Origin of the sequence: Blautia sp. HCP3S3_C12 (genome assembly GCF_052064155.1) — a bacterium.
In the GTDB taxonomy this organism is placed as follows: Bacteria; Bacillota; Clostridia; order Lachnospirales; family Lachnospiraceae; genus Blautia_A.
The window spans coordinates 1-427 of sequence record NZ_JBQHWC010000059.1 but is presented as its reverse complement, the minus strand read 5'-3'; the positions used below and the strand labels follow the sequence as shown (position 1 = coordinate 427).

At 68.4% G+C, this 427-nt stretch carries 1 protein-coding gene; it reads right to left on the bottom strand.

Annotation, left to right across the window (positions count from 1 at the left end; genetic code table 11):
* Positions 1-90 precede the first annotated feature (90 nt).
* Positions 91-427: hypothetical protein (locus tag ACTNDS_RS16705; protein ID WP_441036866.1), on the bottom strand; the 337-nt coding region annotated here is incomplete at its 5' end.

The window sequence follows — 427 nt, the reverse complement described above, 5'->3', positions numbered from 1 at the left end:
CCTCGCCCTCTCCCGCTCGGACGTGGCGGCGCCCCACCGGGCGCCGGGGGTTCGGGGGCCGCACAACAGTGGTAGCGATGAGAGTGCTCATCACAGCACCTTCACGGCCATCGACAGGTTCGCGTTCGCGAGGACCGGCAGCGCGATCGCGTCACCGACCACCTCGGCGATCATCGGCACCGTCTGATGCCGCCACAGCCCTGCGACGAGACCCGGCATCTCCGCATCGACGAGCGAGAACTTCGGATCGGTCGCGGTCAGGGTCTGACCCCAGAACGTGGCGCCGAGCTCGGTCCCGTTGTAGTCATCGATGGCGGTCGGCTCCGGCAGGAAAAGCAGCGTGTCGTCAGGGATGACGCGCCCGCTCTTCGTGCGCCGGTCGTAGATGATGATGTCGGGCAGGCCGGCTGAGGACGCGATGCCGCGA